Genomic DNA, 14,842 nt, shown 5'->3' on the forward strand with positions numbered 1-14,842 from the left:
GCAAGTACTGGTACGACTTCGAGCTGAAGGACGAGCACCGCGAGTTCAAGGACATCGACGACAGCGGCCGCAAGACCCTGGCCAAGTCCTCCGGCGCCGAACTGCTCGACGCCTTCATCTACCACAACTATGCCATCGGCGACCTGCCGGGCAGCGTGCGTCTGGGCAAGCAGGTGGTGAACTGGGGCGAGAGCACCTTCATCCAGAACGGCATCAGCGCCATCAACCCGATCGACGTCACCGCCTTCCGCCGGCCCGGCTCGGAGATCAAGGAAGGCCTGATCCCGGTGAACATGTTCTACCTGTCGCAGAACCTCACCGACAACCTGTCCGCCGAAGGCTTCTACCAGATCGAGTGGGACCAGACGGTGGTCGACAACTGTGGCACCTTCTTCTCCCAGCCGGACGTGGTGGCCGATGGCTGCGACCAGAACCTGGCGGTGCTGACCAACAACAAGGCGTCCATCAACCTGCTCAACAACGTGCTCGCCGGGGCTGGCCTGAGCGTTACCCCGTCGCCCTGGGACGAGGGCATCCTGGTCCGCCGCGGGCCGGACCGCGACGCTCGCGACAGCGGCCAGTACGGCTTCGCCCTGCGCTACTTCGCCGACGAACTGAACACCGAGTTCGGCGCCTACTACATGAACTACCACAGCCGCCTGCCGATCTTCAGCGGCCAGGGCGCCTCGGCCAGCACCATGGCGGCGATCAACGACCTCGCCACCCGCCTCGCCGCGATCAACCCGGCACTGGCCGCCCAGGCTGCGGCGGCGGCCACCGCCGGCAACTCCAGCTACTTCATCGAGTACCCGGAAGATATCCGCATGTTCGGCCTGAGCTTCTCCACCACGTTGCCCAACGGCACCGCGTGGAGCGGCGAAGTCAGCTACCGGCCCAACGCGCCGGTGCAGTTGAACACCACCGACATCCTCTTCGCCGGCCTCGACCCGGTGAGCATCGGGGGCAACCGCCCCTACGACAACGCCTCGGTGCTGAACGGCCAGGCCGGGCAGGACCTGCACGGCTATCGGCGCAAGGAGATCACCCAACTGCAGACCACCCTGACGCACTTCTTCGACCAGGTGATGGGCGCCGAGCGCCTGACCCTGGTGGGCGAGATCGGCTGGACCCACGTCGGCGGCCTGGAAAGCACCTCCAAGGCACGCTACGGGCGTGACCCGGTCTTCGGACCGGGGCCGCTGCCGGGGACCATCTCCGGCCTGGCCAGCTGCCAGGCGCTGAACGTCAGCACGCTGGGCACCGCCGAAGCGAACAACGTCAGCCGCTACTGCGAGAACGATGGCTATACCACCTCGGACGCCTGGGGTTATCGCGCCCGTGCGATCTGGGACTACAACGACGTGTTCATGGGCGTGAACCTCAAGCCCAGCGTGGCCTGGTCGCACGACGTCGATGGCTATTCGCCCGGTCCCGGCGCCAACTTCGAGGAAGGCCGCAAGGCGGTCAGCCTGGGGGTGGACGCGGAGTACCAGAACACCTACACCGCGAGCCTCTCCTACACCAACTTCTTCGACGGCAAGTACACCACCGTGGACGATCGCGACTTCGTCGCGCTCAGCTTCGGCATGAACTTCTGATGTACGCCGGCCCGGTGCGAACCGGGCCGGCGAGCAGGACTTAACGAGGACGACGAGCGAATGAAAACAACGAAGATTCTTCTGCATACCGGTGTACTGGCCCTGAGCCTGCTGGCCACCCAGGTGATGGCGGCGGTATCCGCCGACGAAGCGGCCAAGCTCGGCACCAGCCTGACTCCGTTGGGGGCGGAGAAGGCCGGCAACGCCGACGGCAGCATCCCCGCCTGGGACGGCGGCCTGGCGACCAACGCCGGCAGCGTCGACAGCCGTGGCTTCCTCGCCAACCCCTATGCCAGCGAGCAACCGCTGTTCACCATCACCGCGCAGAACGTCGACCAGTACAAGGACAAGCTGACTCCCGGCCAACTGGCCATGTTCAAGCGCTACCCGGATACCTACAAGATCCCGGTATACAAGACCCACCGCAGCGCCACCGTCCCGGCGGCGGTGCAGGAGGCGGCCAAGCGCAACGCCACCACCACCAAGCTGGTGGAAGGCGGCAACGGCCTGGAGAACTTCGATACCGCCAACCCGTTCCCGATCCCGCAGAACGGCCTGGAGGTGATCTGGAACCACATCACCCGCTATCGCGGCGGCAGCGTCCGGCGCCTGGTGACCCAGGCCACTCCGCAGGTCAACGGCTCCTACCAGCTGGTCTACTTCCAGGATGCCTTCACCTTCCGTACCAACCTGAAGGACTACAACCCGAACAAGCCGAGCAACGTGCTGTTCTACTTCAAGCAGCGGGTCACCGCGCCCTCGCGCCTGGCCGGTAACGTGCTGCTGGTCCACGAGACCCTCAACCAGGTCAAGGAGCCGCGCCTGGCGTGGCTCTACAACGCCGGCCAGCGCCGCGTGCGGCGGGCTCCGCAGGTGTCCTACGACGGTCCCGGCACCGCCGCCGACGGCCTGCGCACCTCGGACAACTTCGACATGTACAACGGTGCGCCGGACCGCTACGACTGGAAGCTGGAAGGCAAGAAGGAAATCTACATTCCCTACAACAGCTACAAGCTCGACGATCCGAAGATCAAGTACAGCGAAATCGTCAAGGCCGGCCACATCAACCAGGACCTGACCCGCTACGAGCTGCATCGCGTCTGGCATGTGGTCGCGACCCTGAAGCCGGGCGAGCGGCACATCTACGCCAAGCGTGACTTCTACATCGACGAGGACACCTGGCAGGCCGCCGAGATCGACCATTACGACGGTCGCGGCACCCTGTGGCGCGTGGCCGAGGCGCATGCCGAGCAGTACTACGACAAGCAGGTGCCCTGGTACGCGGTGGAAACCCTCTACGACCTGCTCTCCGGCCGCTACCTGGCGCTGGGCATGAAGAACGAGGAGAAACAGGCCTACGACTTCAACTACAGCGCTTCGGAAAGCGACTACACCCCGGCGGCGCTGCGCCAGGAAGGGGTACGCTGAGAAACGGCGTTCCTAGCCACGAAGAAACCGGCCTTGTGCCGGTTTCTTCGTTTTCGCGGGCGGCGTGCCGCTCCGGCCGTCAATTCATTACAAAGTGTTTTCCCGCCTCGCCCGCGGATTCCGTCGTCGCCATCCTCCCGGCGGGCACCTGTGTGGCCGGGAAACGTTTGCCGCGCCTGGACCGCGCCGGGAAACCGGTCTTTCCTTGGTTATCGAGCTGAAGCGCCGGTGCGCTATTTCGTCCGAGCCGATGGATAGTGCTTCAAATAGCCATCACTTGTGGTTAGTCTCCGGAGCGTTCACGCCCCATACATAAACCAAGAAACCGGGTGATGACTGACTTCTCGCGCACCTTCTCGGGCACTCCATCCGCCGTCCTGCCGACGGCCAACCGCTTTTTCCGCCCCCCGCTGCCGTCGGCCCATGTGGCGCGCCCGCGTCTTTGCCGTCGACTGCGCGACGGACTGGACGGTCGCCTGCTGCTGATCGCCGCGCCCGCCGGATTCGGCAAGAGTTCCCTGGCCATCGAGTTCTGCGAAAGCCTCGATCCGCGCTGGCAGAGCCTCTGGCTGGGACTGAGCAGCCGCGAGAGCGATCCCGGACGTTTCCTCGAACGCCTGCTCGATGGCTTGCGACAGTACCACCCGACCCTGGGCGAAGAGGCCCTCGGCCTGCTGAAGATGCGCCAGCGTCACCAGCCGTTCGCCTTCGAGACCTGGCTCGACGACCTGCTCGACGAACTCGCCCCCTGCCTGGACCCGCAGCGTCCCCTGCTACTGGTGCTGGACGATTACCACCTGGCCCAGGGCGCGGTGCTCGACCGTTGCCTGCAATTCCTCCTCAATCACCTGCCCGAGGGCCTGGTGCTGCTGGTCACCAGCCGGCAGCGGCCGGACTGGCACCTGGCGCGCCTGCGCCTGTCGCGGCAATTGCTCGAACTCAGCGAACAGGACCTGCGCCTGACCGCCGAGGAGAGCGGGGCGCTGATGGCCGCCAGCGGCCTCGAACTCGACGAGGACGCGCTGGACGCGCTGCTCGAGCGCAGCGAAGGCTGGGTCGCCGGGCTACGCCTCTGGCTGCTGGCGCGCGGCGATCCAGAGGAGCAGGTCAGCCCCGGGGTACACGGCGCCGACGAACTGATCCGCGACTACCTGCTGGAGGAGGTGATCGAGCGGCAGCCGCCCGAGGTCCAGGCGTTCCTCGCCCAGACCGCGCGCTTCGAGCGCTTCTGCGCCGAGCTCTGCGATACCGTGCGCGAGGCCGGCGACAGCGCGGCGATCCTCGACCACCTGCAGCAGCACCAGGTTTTCCTCGTGCCGCTGGACGAAAACGGCCAGTGGTTCCGCTACCACCACCTGTTCTCCGACCTGCTGCTGGCGCGTCCCTTGCCCGACTTCGGTCCGTCCGCCGGCTCCCTGCACCTGCGCGCCTGCGGCTGGTTCAGCCGCCATGGCCTGCTCGACCAGGCGGTGGAGCAGGCGCTGCGCGCCGGCCAGCCGGACGTGGCGGCGAGCCTGGTGCAGAACCTGTCGGAAGAGCAACTGCTGGCGGAGCAGAACATCGCCACCCTGCTGCGCTGGAAGATGGACCTGCCGGACAGCCTCCTGGCGAGCACGCCGCGCCTGATCCTGCTGTACGGCTGGGCGCTGGCGCTGGCCTGCCAGCTGGATGCCGCGGAAGAGCTGGCCGGCCAACTGGCGCGTTTCCTGCCGGCGCCGGACGAGTCCGCGCAGCGCGACCTGCTGGCCCAGTGGCAGGCCCTGAGCGGGGTGATCGCGCGCGGCCGCGGCGATATCGACAAGGCCGAGGCGCACTGCCGCGAGGCCTTGCAGGACCTCGCCGGGGAGCGCTATGGCACCCGCCTGCAATGCCTGTCGACGCTGAGCAACCTGGCGGTGACCCGTGGCGACTTCTGGCAGGCGCGCAACTACAACCGCGACGCCCTGGAGTTCGCCCAGCGCTACGGCAACCCGCTGTTCGAGGCACTGGTCCATTACGACCGCGCCCGCGTCCTCCAGGCGCGCGGCGAGGTGGCGCGCGCCGAGGAGGAGGTGCGCCAGGGCCTGGAACGCCTCCAGCACCTGCCGGCGCAACGCCGCTACGCGGTGCGCGGGCGGCTCCTGCTGTACCGCGGCTACCTGCGCAGCCTGGCGCTGCAGCCGGACGAAGCGCGCAAGTGGATCAAGCAGGGAATCGAGGAAACCCGCAGCTGCCGGGATGTCAGCCTGGTGATCGGCTATTGCGTCCTGGCCAGCCTGGAAGGGCGCCTGGGCAACTACGCGGCGGCGTTCGCCCGGCTTGGCGACGTCGAGCGGTTGATGCATGCCTGGGATATCCCGCCGATCTACTACCTGGCGGCGATCACCCTGATCAAGTGCGAACTCTGGCTGGCCCAGGGCCAGACCGAACTGGCCGGCGTCTGGCTACAGCGCCTGGGCGGCACCTACGGTGGGCAGGCGGCCACGCCGCCGGAATGCAGCCCGCTGCTGCCGCTGCATGTGGAGTTGCTCCAGGCCGGCCTGGAGCGCCGCGAAGGACGCCCGGAGGAAGCCGCCCGGCGCCTGGATCGGCTGGCCCGCTCGACGCGGGAGAACGGCGCGTTGCTGCCGGCTCGCCTGGCCCTCGGCCAACTGGCCGCGCTGCACCTGGAGCAGGGCCGCGAGCGCGAGGCGCTGGCGACCCTGCAACAAGCCATGGAGGGCGCAGTCGGCGGAGCCTTGCTGCCGCTCCACGAATTGCTCGTGCAGCAGCCGGAATGGTTGCGCGAACAGTTGCAGCGCTTCCCTGCCTGTCCCGGCGCCCAGCGCATGCGCGCGCTGTTGCCGGAGCCGCCCGCCGAGCCCGCGGGCAGTGCGGGCGAGGTGCTCAGCGGGCGCGAACTGGCGGTGCTGGAGCTGATCGCCCAGGGGTTGTCCAACCAGGAGATCAGCGAGCGGCTGTTCATCTCGCTGCATACGGTGAAGAGCCACGCCCGCCATATCAACGACAAGCTCGGCGTCGAGCGCCGCACCCAGGCGGTGGCGCGGGCCAAGCACATGGGGTTGTTGCGCTAGGCGCGCCACCCCATGTACCTGGCGTGCTGGCTCAGGGCTTCCAGCGTCGCAGGAGCAGGGCGTTGCCGACCACGCTGACGCTGGAGAAGGCCATCGCCGCGCCCGCCACCATCGGGTTGAGCAGGCCGAAGGCCGCCAGCGGGATGCCGATCACGTTGTAGATGAAGGCCCAGAACAGGTTCTGGCGGATCTTCGCGTAGGTCCGCCGCGAGATGTCCAGCGCCGCCGGCACCAGGCGCGGGTCGCCGCGCATCAGGGTGATGCCGGCGGCGTGCATGGCCACGTCGGTGCCGCCACCCATGGCGATGCCGACGTCTGCGGCGGCCAGCGCCGGGGCGTCGTTGATGCCGTCGCCGACCATCGCCACCACCCGGCCCCGGCCTTTCAGCTCGGCGACCGTGGCGGCCTTGTCCGCCGGCAGCACTTCCGCGTGTACGTCGTCGATGCCCAGGGCCTTGGCCACCACCGCCGCGCTGCCGCGGTTGTCGCCGGTGATCAGGTGGCTGTGGATATCCCGTTCGCGCAGGGCCTCCACCGCTTCGGCGGCGCCGTCCTTGAGGCTGTCGCCGAAGGCGAACAGGCCGAGCACGCGTTTCTCCGGAGCCAGTTCCAGCAGCCAGGACAGGGTGCGGCCCTCGGCCTCCCAGTCCGCGGCGGCACTCGCCAGCGCGCCGGGCTTGAGTTCCTGCTCGTCGAGCAGGCGGCGGTTGCCTAGGGCCAGCCGGCGACCCTCGACCTCGCCCTGGATGCCGCGACCGCTGAGGGCCTGGCTGGCGTTCACCGGCGGAACCTCCAGGTCGCGCTCGGCGCAGCGCTCGAGCACGGCCTTGGCCAGCGGGTGCTCGCTGCCGCGTTGCAGGGCGCCGGCAAGCCTGAGCAGTTGCTCCTGGTCGTCGCCGCCGAGGTGGATGATCTGCGGTCGCCCGGAGGTCAGGGTGCCGGTCTTGTCGAAGGCCACGCTGGTGACCGCATGGGCGACTTCCAGGGACTCGGCGTCCTTGATCAGGATGCCGTGGCGTGCGGCCACGCCGGTGCCGGCCATGATCGCGGTCGGGGTGGCCAGGCCGAGGGCGCAGGGGCAGGCGATCACCAGCACCGCCACGGCGTTCACCAGGGCCTGCTCCAGGCCGACCCCGGCGACCAGCCAGGCGCCGAGGGTGACCAGTGCGATGAGGATCACCACCGGGACGAAGACCTGGCTGACCTTGTCCACCAGCTTCTGGATCGGCGCCTTGGCGGCCTGGGCGTCTTCCACCAGGCGGATGATCTTCGCCAGCACCGTTTCCCCGCCGAGCGCGGTGGTGCGCAGGAGCAGGCGGCCTTCGCCGTTGATCGCGCCGCCGGTGACCTTGTCGCCGGGAGCCTTGGGCACCGGCAGGCTCTCGCCGGTGATCAGCGCCTCGTCGGCGTGGCTGCTGCCGTCGAGCACCTCGCCGTCCACCGGGAAGCGTTCGCCGGGACGCACCACCACCTCGTCGCCGAGGCGCAACTCGGCGATCGCCACCTCTTCCTCGCGACCGTCGCGCAGGCGCACCGCGCGCTCCGGGCGCAACGCCTCGAGGGCGCGGATGGCGCTGGCGGTCTGGCGCTTGGCGCGGCTTTCCAGGTACTTGCCGAGGAGGATCAGGGCGATCACCACGGTCGAGGCTTCGAAGTAGAGGTGCGGCATGTGGCCGGGCGGGGCGGTCAGCCAGAGGTAGACGCTGAGGCCGTAGCCGGCGCTGGTGCCGAGGGCGACCAGCAGGTCCATGTTGCCGGCACCGGCTTTCACCGCGCGCCAGGCGGAGACATAGAAGCGCGCGCCGATGACGAACTGCACCGGGGTCGCCAGGAGGAACTGCGCCCACGGCGGCAGCATCCAGTGCAGGCCGGCCCATTCCACCAGCATCGGCAGCACCAGCGGCAACGCCAGCAACAGCGCGGCGATCACCCACCAGCGTTCGCGGCGCAGGCGGCGCTCGGCATCGTCCTGGCGTGGTTGCCCCGCGTCGAGCAGGCGGGCCTTGTAGCCGGCCTGTTCCACCGCCTGCAGCAAGGCCTGGCTGTCCACGGCGCCGAGCAGGTCGAGGTGGGCGCGCTCGCTGGCCAGGTTGACGCTGACCTCGCGTACGCCGGGCACCTTCTTCAGCGCCCGCTCGACCCGGCCGACGCAACTGGCGCAGGTCATGCCCTCGATGGACAGTTCCAGGCTGCGCGCCGGAACCTGGTAGCCGGCCTGCTCGACCGCCGCCACCAGGGCCGGCAGGCTGTCCGCCGGGGCCTGTACGCGGGCCTGCTCGCTGGCCAGGTTGACCGAGGCGGCCGCGACCCCGGGCACTTTCTTCAGGGCTCGTTCGACACGGCCGGCGCAGGACGCGCAAGTCATGCCGCTGACCGGCAGATCGAGCTCGGTTAGCGTGGCGCTGTTCATGAGTCCTCCTTGGAATGGACAGAAGTGGCACCGCAGGCGCCCTGGGAGGCGCCGGTGAGATCTGTCGCCAGGTTCAGCCTTGACATCGTGTCAAGGTCAAGCCCCGGATTCATACAGGAAGGCGGCGCAGGGCGCAGTGGCGGCTTTATGTCGCAGGGGCAGGGGGGAGGGGGAATGGCGCTGGAAAACCGTTGCGGCACGGAAAAGCGGAGGGTTTTCACAGGGGTGGGACCGATAACACTAGACCTCGCGAAGGGCTGCGCCAAGGTATTTCGTCGCTTGCGGAAAAAAAACCTGCTGATGACGAAAAGTACTTTTTACCGTCATATTTTTTGCGGTATTTGTGGAACCGTAGACCGCCGAACCCTGCAGCACAGGTGGCGGCCCCGGCCCTCACCTCTGCTGTCAGGCTCTCCCCACCGGAAGAGAGAAGGCGGCTCGCCCCCCGGCGGAGCGCCGACCCGGCATTCCGTCGCCAGGCCCTTAGCAGAAGGTGATCGCGTATGGATGACCACGGACGTTCCCGCCCCACCCAGCCCACCCTGTACGTCCTCGATACCAATGTCCTGATCCACGATCCGAATGCCCTGTTGAACTTCCAGGAACACCGCGTCGCGATCCCGATGACGGTGCTCGAAGAGCTGGACAAGCTGAAGACCGGAAAGCACACCATCGCCGCCGAGTGCCGCCAGGCCATCCGCCTGATCGACCAGGTACTCGGCGAGGCCACGCCCGAGCAGGTAGAGGGAGGGGTACCGATCCAGCGTGGCAAGAACGGCCCCAGCGGCAGCCTGTCGATCCTCATGAGCAAGCGTGCCGAGCCCATCACCTGGCTGCCGGAGCACCTCAACGACAACAAGATCATCAACCAGTTGGTCGAGCTGAAGAGCCGCCACAGCGGCGTGCGCGTGGTGCTGGTGACCAAGGACATCAACATGCGCCTGAAGGCGCGCGCCTGCGGGGTGGACGCGGAGGACTACCACACCGACCAGTTGATCGACGACGTGGCCCTGCTGTCGCGCGGCTACCATTCCCTCGCCGGCTCTTTCTGGGACCGCGTGAGCAAGGTCGAGACCCGCCAGGACCACGGCCGTACCTGGCATCGCGTGCAGCTCACCGACAACCTGCCGGCGGTGCACATCAACGAGTTCATCGTCGACGAACAGGGCTTCGTCGGCTGGATCAAGGGCATCCAGCAGGACGAGCTGACCATCCTCGACCTGCACCAGGAGCCGCTCCTGCACCAGGAAGCCTGGGGCCTGCGGCCACGCGACGTGTACCAGTCGCTGGCGCTGTACGCGCTGCTCGACCCGGACATCCACCTGGTCAACCTGTCCGGTGCCGCCGGTTCCGGCAAGACCATCCTGGCGCTCGCCGCGGCCATCGAGCAGACCATGGTCAGCAAGCGCTACCGGCGCATCATCGCCACCCGCAGCGTGCAGGGCCTGGACGAGGACATCGGCTTCCTGCCCGGCACCGAGGCGGAAAAGATGGAGCCCTGGCTCGGCGCCATCACCGACAACCTCGAAGCGCTGCACATGGACGACGAATGCACCCATGGCAGCGTCGACTACATCCTCAGCAAGGTGCCGTTGCAGTTCAAGTCGCTGAACTACATCCGCGGGCGCAGCTTCCAGCAGAGCCTGATCCTCATCGACGAATGCCAGAACCTCACGCCGCACCAGATGAAGACCATCATCACCCGCGCCGGCAGCGGTTCGAAGGTGATCTGCCTGGGCAACCTGGCGCAGATCGACACGCCCTACCTGTCCGCCACCAGCTCCGGCCTGACCTACCTCACCGAACGCTTCAAGGACTTCCCCCACGGCGTGCACGTGACCCTGCAAGGGGTGCCGCGCTCGGTGCTGGCGGAGTACGCCGAGGCGCACATGTGAGGTAGCCGGCGGCAATCGCCGGCCGATATCCCGCCCGGTTGAAAAAGCCGGGCGGGATATACATCCTGCCAGGCCAGGCCAGGCCAGGCCAGGCCAGGCCAGGCCCGGGGACCGGGCCCGCATCGTTACCCGATCGGGATGAGGTGCCTTGCGCCGGCCTGCCCTACCTCTTTATGTATACAATCATCCCCCTTCCGAACCTCCCCCAGGCATCGCGTCATGCCCTCCAGGGCTTACAATGACTGGCCAGTATCCTCTTCCAGGAGCACCCACGTGCTGACCCATCTCGATTCCCAGGGCCGCGCCAACATGGTCGACGTCACGGAAAAGGCCGTGACCTCCCGTGAAGCCACGGCCGAGGCCGTGGTGCGCATGCGCCCGGAAACCCTGCAACTGATCCAGGACGGCGGCCATCCCAAGGGCGACGTCTTCGCCGTGGCGCGGATCGCCGGCATCCAGGCGGCCAAGCGCACCCACGAACTGATCCCGCTGTGCCATCCGCTGCTGCTCACCAGCGTCAAGCTCGAACTGCAGGCCGAGGCGCCGGACGCCGTGCGCATCCGCGCGCGTTGCCGGCTGGCCGGGCAGACCGGCGTGGAGATGGAGGCGCTCACCGCCGCCAGCGTCGCGGCCCTGACCATCTACGACATGTGCAAGGCGGTGGACCGCGGGATGGTCATCGAGCAGGTCCAGTTGCTGGAGAAGCTCGGCGGCAAGAGCGGCCACTACCGCAAAGAGGAGGAAGGGCAGGCATGATCCGCGTGCAGTATTTCGCCCGTTACCGCGAAGCCCTCGGCGTCGACGGCGAGCAGTTGAACTGGGACGCCGGGCTGGCGACCCTCGGCGCCTTGCGCCAGCTCCTGGTGGAGCGTGGCGGGGTCTGGGAGCGTACCCTCGGCGAGCAGAACCTGATGTGCGCGCGCAATCAGGAACTGTGCGGCCTCGACGAGCCGTTGCAGGACGGCGACGAAGTCGCCTTCTTCCCCACCGTCACCGGAGGTTGAACCCATGGCCATCCGCGTCCAGCAGGCCGCTTTCGATCCGGGGCAGGAGCTTAACGCCCTGCATGCGCAGAACGTCGGCATCGGCGCGGTGGTCGGCTTCGTCGGCTACGTGCGCGACTTCAACGACGGTCGCGAGGTCGGCGGGATGTTCCTCGAACATTATCCGGGCATGACCGAGAAGGCCCTCGGCAAGATCGCCGCCGAGGCCGGGCAGCGCTGGCCGCTGCTGCGCCTGGAGATCCTCCACCGCATCGGCCGCCTGGAGCCGGGCGAGCCGATCGTCTTCGTCGGTTGCGCCAGCGCCCACCGGCAGGCGGCGTTCGACGCCTGCAACTTCGTCATGGACTACCTGAAGACCCGCGCGCCGTTCTGGAAGAAGGAAGACACCGCCGAAGGCCCGCGCTGGGTCGAAGGCCGCTGCAGCGACCAGGCCGCCGCGCAGCGCTGGGAGGAGTGACGTCTACCTCCTCGCGCCGCCGGCTTACCTCTTCGGAGGAATAGCCAGCCGGGGGCCCGCGGTTCAGGCTGAGGCATCGCCCGTTCCTAGGACCCCCTTCCATGAGCCACCTGGCCACCTCCACCTTCCAGCCGCTGAACATCGCCATCCTCACCGTCAGCGACACCCGTACCCTGGAAACCGATACTTCCGGCCAGACCCTCGCCGACGCGCTGCTGGCCGCCGGTCATCGCCTGCACCAGCGGAGCCTGAAGACCGATGACATCTACCAGATCCGCGCGGTGGTCTCGGCCTGGATCGCCGACCCCGAGGTACAGGTCGGCCTGATCACCGGCGGCACCGGCTTCACCGCGCGGGACAACACCCCGCAGGCGGTCGGGCCGCTGTTCGAGCGCGATGTCGAGGGCTTCGGCGAACTGTTCCGCCAGGTCTCGCAGCGCGAGATCGGCACTTCCACCATCCAGTCGCGGGCGCTGGCCGGGCTCAGCAACGGTACCCTGGTGTGCTGCCTGCCCGGCTCGCCGGGCGCCTGTCGTACCGCCTGGAACGAGATTCTCCTGGCGCAACTGGACAGCCGCACCCGCCCGTGCAATTTCGTCCCGCACCTGAAGACCCCGCCAGCCGTGGCGCCGGTGGCCGGCTGCGGGTGCCGCTCGTGAGCGCTTGCGCCTGCGATGGCGGCCAACTGCGCCCGCTCGACGAGGCGCTGGCCGAACTGCTGGCGCGCGCGCCGTGCCCGCCAGCCTGCGAGAGCCTGGCCCTGGAGCGGGCGCTGGGACGAGTGCTCGGCGAGGACCTGCTGGCGCCGATGGACCTGCCGCATTGGGACAACAGCGCGATGGACGGCTACGCCTTGTGCTCCGCCGACCTGCCGCGCAGCGGCGGCAGCCTGACGGTCGGCGCGCGGATCGCCGCCGGCGACACCCGCGGCATGAGCCTGCCGCTGGGCCAGGCGGCGCGGATCTTCACCGGCGCGCCGCTGCCGACCGGCGCCGACTGCGTGGTGCCGCAGGAACTCTGCGTGGTCGACGGCGAGCGCGTGCAGTTGCCGCCGGTGAGCGCCGGCCAGCATGTGCGCCGGCGCGGCGAGGAGTTGCGTCGCGGCGCGCCGGTGCTGCGTGCCGGACAGCGCTTGCGCCCGCAGGAACTCGGCCTGCTGGCGAGTCTCGGCGTCGCCACGGCCTCGGTGCGTCGGCGCTTGCGCATCGGCCTGCTGAGCAGCGGCGACGAATTGCGCGAGCCCGGCCAGACACTGTTGGCCGGGCAGATCTACAACGCCAACCGTTACTGCATCGGCGCCTTGCTGCGCGGTCTCGGCTTCGAGGTGCACGACGAGGAAGTGCTCGCCGACGAACTGGTGGCCAGCCGCGATGCGCTCAGCCTGGCGGCCTCCGAATGGGACGCGCTGGTCACCAGCGGCGGTGTCTCGGTAGGCGAGGAAGACCACCTCAAGCGCGCCATCGCCGAGCTTGGCGAGGTCAACCTGTGGCGCCTGGCGATCCAGCCGGGCAAGCCGTTCGCCTTCGGCTCCGTGGCCGGCAAGCCCTGGCTGGGGCTGCCCGGCAACCCTGCGGCGGCGCTGGTCACCGCATTGCTGGTGGCGCGTCCGTTCCTGCTTCGCCAGCAGGGACTGTTCGACGTAGTGCCGCGGCCGCTGGCGTTGCCGGCGGCCTTCGACTGGCCGCAACCGCGGGCGCGTCGCCAGTACCTGCGGGCGCGGCTCGATGAACGGGGGCGGGTGGAAATCCACCCGCAGCAGGGCTCGGCGATGCTGCTTGCCGCCAGTTGGGCGGACGGGCTGGCGGTGATCGAGCGCGGCGCCACCCTGGGCGTGGGTGATGCGATCGACTTTCTGCCGTTCTCCGCACTGATGGCCTGAGGCCTTCTTGATCCCGGTCAAGCGCCGACCGGGAGCGTCTTTCTAGAGTGTGGCGCCTGTGCCCCGGGGTTGCCCACTGCCGCGGAGCGCGTTTTTCGCCAGAGGAGCAACCCCATGCAACTGGTCTGTCCGGCGGGCAGCCTGCCCGCCTTGAAGTCGGCCCTGCGACAGGGCGCCGACGCCATCTACGTCGGTTTCCGCGACGACACCAACGCCCGCCATTTCGCCGGCCTCAACCTTGACGAACGCCAGTTGCAGGAAGGCCTGCGGCGGGTCCACGAGGCCGGGCGGCAGCTCTACGTAGCGGTCAACACCTATTCCAGCGCGCAGGGCTGGGAGCGCTGGCAGCGCGCGGTGGACCAGGCCGCCGACCTCGGCGTCGATGCCTTGATCGCCGCCGACGTGGCGGTGCTCGGCTATGCCGCGAAGCGTCATCCGCGGCTCAATCTGCATCTGTCGGTGCAGGGCTCGGCAACCAATGCCGCGGCCCTGGCCCTCTATCACGAACGCTACGGCATCCGTCGCGCGGTCCTGCCCCGCGTGCTATCGCTGGCGCAGGTACGCCAGGTGGCGGCCGGTAGCCCGGTGCCGGTGGAGGTGTTCGCCTTCGGCAGCCTGTGCATCATGGCCGAGGGCCGCTGCCACCTGTCCTCCTACGTCACCGGCGAGTCGCCGAACCTCTGCGGCGTCTGTTCGCCGGCCAGGGCGGTGCGCTGGAGCGAGGAACCGGAGGGGTTGACCTCGCGCCTCAACGAAGTGCTCATCGACCGCTACGCCGCCGGCGAGGCGGCCGGCTACCCGACCCTCTGCAAGGGCCGTTTCCTGGTCAATGGCCAGCGCTTCCATGCGCTGGAGGAACCGACCAGCCTGAACACCCTGGACCTGGTCCCGCAACTGGCGGAAATCGGCGTGGCGGCGGTGAAGATCGAAGGCCGCCAGCGCAGCCCGGCCTACGTCGAGCAGGTCACCCGGGTCTGGCGCCAGGCGCTGGACAGCTACGCCAGCGCGCCGGGCGCCTATAGCGTGCAGCCGCAATGGCAGCGCGCGCTGGCCGGACTTTCCGAAGGGCACCAGACCACCCTGGGCGCCTATCACCGTTCCTGGCAGTGAGGACCGCC

At 68.5% G+C, this 14,842-nt stretch carries 11 protein-coding genes; 10 read left to right on the forward strand and 1 reads right to left on the reverse strand.

Features of this window, described 5'->3' with window-relative positions; genetic code table 11:
* The 3 genes from HMPREF2716_RS24880 to HMPREF2716_RS24890 form a co-directional block, all read left to right on the forward strand.
* Positions 1-1,598 (forward strand): DUF1302 domain-containing protein (locus HMPREF2716_RS24880; protein ID WP_070622036.1); only part of this gene is annotated, 1,598 nt, incomplete at its 5' end.
* Positions 1,599-1,658: 60 nt separating this feature from the next.
* Positions 1,659-3,026: a DUF1329 domain-containing protein gene (locus HMPREF2716_RS24885; protein WP_003103009.1), complete on the forward strand. Its 1,368-nt coding sequence runs from the start codon at positions 1,659-1,661 to the stop codon at positions 3,024-3,026.
* A gap of 332 nt (positions 3,027-3,358) precedes the next feature.
* Positions 3,359-6,079 (forward strand): winged helix-turn-helix domain-containing protein, encoded by a 2,721-nt coding sequence (locus HMPREF2716_RS24890; RefSeq protein ID WP_003103006.1) that lies wholly within the window; start codon positions 3,359-3,361, stop codon positions 6,077-6,079.
* A 31-nt stretch (positions 6,080-6,110) separates the two neighbouring features.
* On the opposite strand, the gene copA1 is transcribed toward HMPREF2716_RS24890, so the two are convergent.
* Positions 6,111-8,489 (reverse strand): copper-translocating P-type ATPase CopA1, encoded by a 2,379-nt coding sequence (gene copA1 / locus HMPREF2716_RS24895; RefSeq protein ID WP_003110791.1) that lies wholly within the window; start codon positions 8,487-8,489, stop codon positions 6,111-6,113.
* A gap of 503 nt (positions 8,490-8,992) precedes the next feature.
* Here copA1 and HMPREF2716_RS24900 point away from each other — a divergent pair.
* The 7 genes from HMPREF2716_RS24900 (at position 8,993) to HMPREF2716_RS24930 (ending at position 14,834) form a co-directional block, all read left to right on the forward strand.
* Positions 8,993-10,384 carry a PhoH family protein gene (locus HMPREF2716_RS24900; RefSeq protein ID WP_003093038.1) on the forward strand — a complete coding sequence of 464 codons (1,392 nt, stop codon included), beginning with the start codon at positions 8,993-8,995 and terminating at the stop codon, positions 10,382-10,384.
* Between the two features lie 273 nt (positions 10,385-10,657).
* Positions 10,658-11,140, forward strand: a complete 483-nt coding sequence (gene moaC / locus HMPREF2716_RS24905; RefSeq protein WP_003093030.1) for a cyclic pyranopterin monophosphate synthase MoaC — start codon at positions 10,658-10,660, stop codon at positions 11,138-11,140.
* Positions 11,137-11,388 carry a molybdopterin converting factor subunit 1 gene (gene moaD / locus HMPREF2716_RS24910; RefSeq protein ID WP_023084006.1) on the forward strand — a complete coding sequence of 84 codons (252 nt, stop codon included), beginning with the start codon at positions 11,137-11,139 and terminating at the stop codon, positions 11,386-11,388. The genes moaC and moaD overlap by 4 nt, the downstream gene beginning before the upstream one ends.
* A gap of 4 nt (positions 11,389-11,392) precedes the next feature.
* Positions 11,393-11,845 carry a molybdopterin synthase catalytic subunit MoaE gene (gene moaE / locus HMPREF2716_RS24915; protein WP_003093025.1) on the forward strand — a complete coding sequence of 151 codons (453 nt, stop codon included), beginning with the start codon at positions 11,393-11,395 and terminating at the stop codon, positions 11,843-11,845.
* 101 nt (positions 11,846-11,946) lie between these two features.
* Entirely contained in the window at positions 11,947-12,504 is a 558-nt protein-coding gene (gene moaB, locus HMPREF2716_RS24920; RefSeq protein ID WP_003093023.1) for a molybdenum cofactor biosynthesis protein B, read from the forward strand.
* Positions 12,501-13,724: a molybdopterin molybdotransferase MoeA gene (gene glp / locus HMPREF2716_RS24925; RefSeq protein WP_023084007.1), complete on the forward strand. Its 1,224-nt coding sequence runs from the start codon at positions 12,501-12,503 to the stop codon at positions 13,722-13,724. The genes moaB and glp overlap by 4 nt, the downstream gene beginning before the upstream one ends.
* A gap of 114 nt (positions 13,725-13,838) precedes the next feature.
* Positions 13,839-14,834 (forward strand): ubiquinone anaerobic biosynthesis protein UbiU, encoded by a 996-nt coding sequence (locus HMPREF2716_RS24930; protein ID WP_003093020.1) that lies wholly within the window; start codon positions 13,839-13,841, stop codon positions 14,832-14,834.
* Positions 14,835-14,842 lie beyond the last annotated feature (8 nt).

This window comes from Pseudomonas sp. HMSC076A11 (assembly GCF_001810205.1).
Taxonomy (GTDB): Bacteria; Pseudomonadota; Gammaproteobacteria; order Pseudomonadales; family Pseudomonadaceae; genus Pseudomonas; species Pseudomonas aeruginosa.

Excerpts from the sequence above, each read along its gene's own strand:
- moaB (WP_003093023.1), top strand. The coding sequence starts at position 11,947 with ATGAGCCACCTGGCCACCTCCACCTTCCAGCCGCTGAACATCGCCATC.
- copA1 (WP_003110791.1), bottom strand. The coding sequence starts at position 8,489 with ATGAACAGCGCCACGCTAACCGAGCTCGATCTGCCGGTCAGCGGCATG.
- HMPREF2716_RS24885 (WP_003103009.1), top strand. The coding sequence starts at position 1,659 with ATGAAAACAACGAAGATTCTTCTGCATACCGGTGTACTGGCCCTGAGC.
- moaD (WP_023084006.1), top strand. The coding sequence starts at position 11,137 with ATGATCCGCGTGCAGTATTTCGCCCGTTACCGCGAAGCCCTCGGCGTC.
- HMPREF2716_RS24930 (WP_003093020.1), top strand. The coding sequence starts at position 13,839 with ATGCAACTGGTCTGTCCGGCGGGCAGCCTGCCCGCCTTGAAGTCGGCC.
- moaE (WP_003093025.1), top strand. The coding sequence starts at position 11,393 with ATGGCCATCCGCGTCCAGCAGGCCGCTTTCGATCCGGGGCAGGAGCTT.
- HMPREF2716_RS24890 (WP_003103006.1), top strand. The coding sequence starts at position 3,359 with ATGACTGACTTCTCGCGCACCTTCTCGGGCACTCCATCCGCCGTCCTG.
- HMPREF2716_RS24900 (WP_003093038.1), top strand. The coding sequence starts at position 8,993 with ATGGATGACCACGGACGTTCCCGCCCCACCCAGCCCACCCTGTACGTC.